At 55.7% G+C, this 235-nt stretch carries 1 pseudogene; it reads left to right on the top strand.

What is annotated here, in order from left to right:
* Window positions 1-112 precede the first annotated feature (112 nt).
* Window positions 113-235, top strand: a pseudogene (locus tag SJH88_RS19715) (IS3 family transposase); the annotation flags it as partial.

The raw sequence follows: 235 nt of genomic DNA, 5'->3' as shown, positions 1-235 counted from the left end.
CGGAGCACCAGGAGATCGCATGGCGTCTCTGCCAGTAAATTGCTTCATCCATCCTGCGGGACGTCCCATAAACACCTCCTGATTAAAGGTGTTGCGACGACCGGTTGAATCCACCCAATACACAAGCGAGCACTTCCAGAGGCTGCTGGACGAACAGGGCATCACTTGCAGCATGAGTCGGGCTGGCGAGGTCTGGGACAACTCGGCCATGGAGAGCTTCTTCAGTTCTCTGAAG

The organism is Comamonas sp. GCA5 (assembly GCF_036541385.1).
Lineage (GTDB): Bacteria > Pseudomonadota > Gammaproteobacteria > Burkholderiales > Burkholderiaceae_C > Comamonas > Comamonas aquatica.
The sequence above is the reverse complement of the archived record's forward strand: the minus strand, read 5'-3'. Positions and strand labels throughout refer to the sequence as shown.